This is a genomic window from Corallococcus sicarius, assembly GCF_003611735.1.
Lineage (GTDB): Bacteria > Myxococcota > Myxococcia > Myxococcales > Myxococcaceae > Corallococcus > Corallococcus sicarius.
Map to the genome: position 1 here is coordinate 1 of NZ_RAWG01000528.1, position 3806 is coordinate 3806.

Below are 3806 nucleotides of genomic sequence, written 5' to 3' on the forward strand. Positions count from 1 at the left end.
CCGCCACGAAGTCGCCCCGGGCCAACGTCGCGCCCGTGCTCATCGTGATGACCAGCCACGCCACCAAGGGCAGCACCGGTGAGCCCACCGGGTTCTACCTGGGCGAGGTCACCCACCCGCTGGCGGTCTTCGACGCCGCCGGCATCCCGGTGGAGTTCGCCTCCATCCAGGGTGGCGAACCTCCGGTGGATGGCCTGGACCTCAAGGACGCCACCAACGCGCGCTACTGGAACGACGCCGCGTTCCGCAAGGCCCTGCGCACCACCCTCAAGCTGGACGACGTGAAGGCGTCTCGCTACTCGGCGGTGTTCTACGCGGGCGGCCACGGCGCGGTCTGGGACTTCCCCGGCAGCGCGGCGGTGCAGCGGGTGACGCGCGAGGTCTACGAAGCGGGCCGCGTCGTCAGCGCGGTCTGCCACGGACCCGCGGCGCTGGTGAACGTCAAGCTGAGCAACGGCGCGTACCTGGTGGCGGGCAAGCAGGTCAGCGCCTTCACCGACGAGGAGGAGCGCACGGTGAAGCTGGAGAAGGTCGTGCCCTTCCTCCTGGCCACCACGCTGGAGCAGCGCGGCGCGAAGCACCAGCCCGCCGCCAACTGGACGCCCAAGGTGGTCGTGGATGGGCGCCTCGTCACCGGTCAGAACCCGCAGTCCGCCACCGGCACGGCGGAGGCGGTGCGAGACCTCGTCCTGAAGCAGGCCGCGCCCGCGTCGAAGTCCGTGCCCTGAGTCCCGCTTCAGGGCGCGGGCTGCGCCGACACGGGGTCCTTGCCGCTCGCGACCAACACCTCGCGCCGCAGCAACAGGCGCGAGTCCTTGTTGGGCAGGATGCGCACCTGGAAGCGGCGCTGGGCCATGTCGTTGGGCGTGAAGACGCCCCGGTCGCTCACGAGCAGCAGCGCCGTGGGCACCACGTACCGCGCCGAGTTGTTGCCGTAGTAGTGCACCAGCACGTGGTACGGCCCGGGCGCCGCCTTGCGCGCCTGGTACAGCTCCGGCCCCAGGCCGTCCGTGATGTCCCAGAACAGCTGCCCGCCCAGCCGCGTTTCCTTGTGCTGGTAGAAGCACTTCTCCCCGTTCGGCTCGATGACCCACAGGTCGATGTCCGTGCTGTCCGAGTTCCAGTGCGTGGTGAGCTGGTAGTCAATGGGCCAGAGATTGGCGAACAGCCGCCGCCCCTGGGGCCCCGTCAGCTCCTCGCGGCGCGCCCTGAGCACCGGGGCCACCTCCGCGAGCCCTGGCTGCCGCTCCAGGCCCGCCAGCATCCGCGCATAGTGGAAGGCCGCCACCGTCCGCACCTCTTCGCCATGCCGCTTCCAGGGGCGCGCCAGCACGATCTCGTAGTTCCGGGCCGCCTCCGGATAGCGCCCCGACGCGTCCAGCGCGAGCGCCTCCTCCAGGAACGCCTGGGGCTCGAAGGGACGGCTGAGGCGCACGTGCTCGAACAGCTCCGCCGCCGCCGGGTACTGCCCCAGCGCCAGCAGGCCGTACCCCACCAGCCGCAGCGCCTCCGCGTCCTGCGAGCGCAGCTCCACCGGTGACGACAGCGCCCTCACCGCGCCCCACGTGTCGCCCGAGAAGGCGCGCTTGCGGGCCACGGCCTCGTAGATCATCACGTCGTCCCGGTTCTCCCGCCGCGCCTTGCGGTAGGCCAGCTCCGCCTGGAGCCGCTCCTCACCGCCCGCGTAGGGTTCGTCCCGCAGCGGCTGGCGCTTCAGCAGCGGAAGCCGCGCCGCCTTCTGCGCGGACAGTCGTGCCACCACCGCGCGGCTGTTCTCCGGCACGTCATCCAGCGCGATGCCCAGGAGCTTGTCGCGGCGCTGGTCCTCTTCCTGGCGCCGCAGCGCCTCCAGGTTCCCCAGGTCCACCTGCTCGTCGCGGACGGCGTAGCGCTGGAAGTCGCCCTCGGACTCCAGCACGAGCAGGGACGCGCGGGCATTGGCCAGCCGGTAGTGCTGGCTGAGCGCCACCACCATCCGGTCCAACCGCACGTCATCCAGGGACACCAGCCGCGACACGAAGAGCTCCGCCCACGCGCGCGGCGCGAACGCGCTGCCCTCGTCGAGCGGCAGGGGGATGCGCAGCGTGCGCTCGGGCGCCGTGCCCGCCTGGGTCACCACCTCCAGCGCCACGGCGCCCTTGCCCTGCAGCCGTCCCGCCACCTGCAGCTCCTGCCCGGGGAAGACGAGGCGCGGCCGGCCCGCCACCACCAGGTCCTTCACGTCCGCGCCCACCACGGACACCCGCGACAGCACCACCGACGCCGCCCGGTGCGCCTTCGCCGCGGCGTCCACCTCCGCCGCGGACAGGACGCTCACCCCGCGCCCGCCGCTGGAGCGCGCCAGCGCGTCGAAGAGCTCCGTGTTCACTGCCGCCTCGCCAAAGCGATACGTCACCCACCGCAGCGACTCCACGCTCGGGTGCCGGGAGAGGAGCGCGTCCACGCGGCTCTGTCCCCAGGTGATGTTGCCGTCGGAGAGCAGGAAGGCCGTCACGCGCTCCCCCGGGGCCGTGGGCTTGAGCCACTCGCGCCCGGCCCGGTCCAGCTCCTCCAGCGCGCCGTCCACGTGCGAGGCCCCCTCCAGGTAGACGCGCTCCAGTTCGGTGAAGCTCGCCTGCCGGTGCGCCGCGTCGTTCACGCGGAAGCCCGGCCCGTGCAGCCAGCGGGGGCGCACGTCGAAGAGGAGCACCGCGTACTCCTTCAACGTCGGGTCCTTCTCCAACAGCGCGCGCAGCGTGGCCGCCTGGATGGCCCAGGCGTTGCCGTCCTCGGAGGACAGCGACGTGTCCACCACCAGCACCGCGCGGCCCGTGGGCGCGCCGTCCGCGCCGGAGGTGAGGTCCGCGGGCAGCCGCACCCGCGCGTGGAAGGCGTGCCCCGCGAGCCCCGCGTCATCCCGGCCCACCAGCACGTCCGCGTCGTCACGCCGCGGCTTCAGGGCCACCGCCAGCGCTCCGTCCCCCGTCAGCTTCGGGAAGTCGTAGACCTGCCAGGCGCCGACCTTGCGCACCTTCGCGCCCGCGTCCGGCTGCACCGTGACCTCCGGCGCGTGTCGCGGATCCACGTGGACGCGCGCGGTGATGCGCACCTCCTGGCCCGCGCCCGGCGGCAGCGGCCATGTGTAGCGCAGCCGCTGTCCGTCGAAGAGGAGCGTCTGCTCATACGCGATGACGACGCGCTTGAGCGACTTCGGCGGCAGGGGGAAGACGCGCGCGCTGAAGGTGGAGGCGCCCGACCACTCGAGCAGCGCGGGGTCCACGTTGCGGCGCACCACGTCCTCGTAGACCTCCCTGGCGCGCTTCTGTTCGACGACGCGGGCCTCCTGGAGGTCGCCCCAGGAGCGCTTCGCCCCCCGGGCCGCGGGCGGCGCGGCGGAGGTGAGGCGCTCCGACTCCGCCGTGGCGTCTCCCAGCGGCGGCAGCAGCTCCGACGACTGGAAGAGCGACGGCGTGTCCACCGTCACCGCCCCCGAGTACAGCGCGAAGCCCGCCACCGTCGCGCCTCCGGGCAGCGGGTAATAGAACGTGCCCTCGAGGCTGCGGCCCGTGTCGTTCTCGAACAGGTGGTCCACCACCGTCCGCGCGCGGGAGCCCTGGATGTACGTGACGACGCGGATGGCGCGGGCCTTGAGGGGCTGGTAGCGACCGTCGTCGCTCATCACCAGCACCTTGGCGGCGCGCGGCGCGGCCTCCACGCGAGGCAGCACCGGCGTCGGGGCCTCGGGTTCAGCGGCCGACTTCTTCGCGGGCTTCGCCGAGGCTTCGGACTGGACGTCGGCGGCGCCTGCCCCCCGGCCCCCGATGCCC

General features: G+C 72.9%; 2 protein-coding genes. One reads left to right on the forward strand and one right to left on the reverse strand.

The window, feature by feature from the left end:
• Positions 1-728: type 1 glutamine amidotransferase domain-containing protein (locus tag D7X12_RS40115; RefSeq protein ID WP_279637294.1), on the forward strand; the 728-nt coding region annotated here is incomplete at its 5' end.
• An 8-nt stretch (positions 729-736) separates the two neighbouring features.
• Here D7X12_RS40115 and D7X12_RS40120 read toward each other — a convergent pair.
• A partial coding sequence (locus tag D7X12_RS40120) for a DUF2135 domain-containing protein (protein WP_120630404.1) occupies positions 737-3806 on the reverse strand: 3070 nt, incomplete at its 5' end.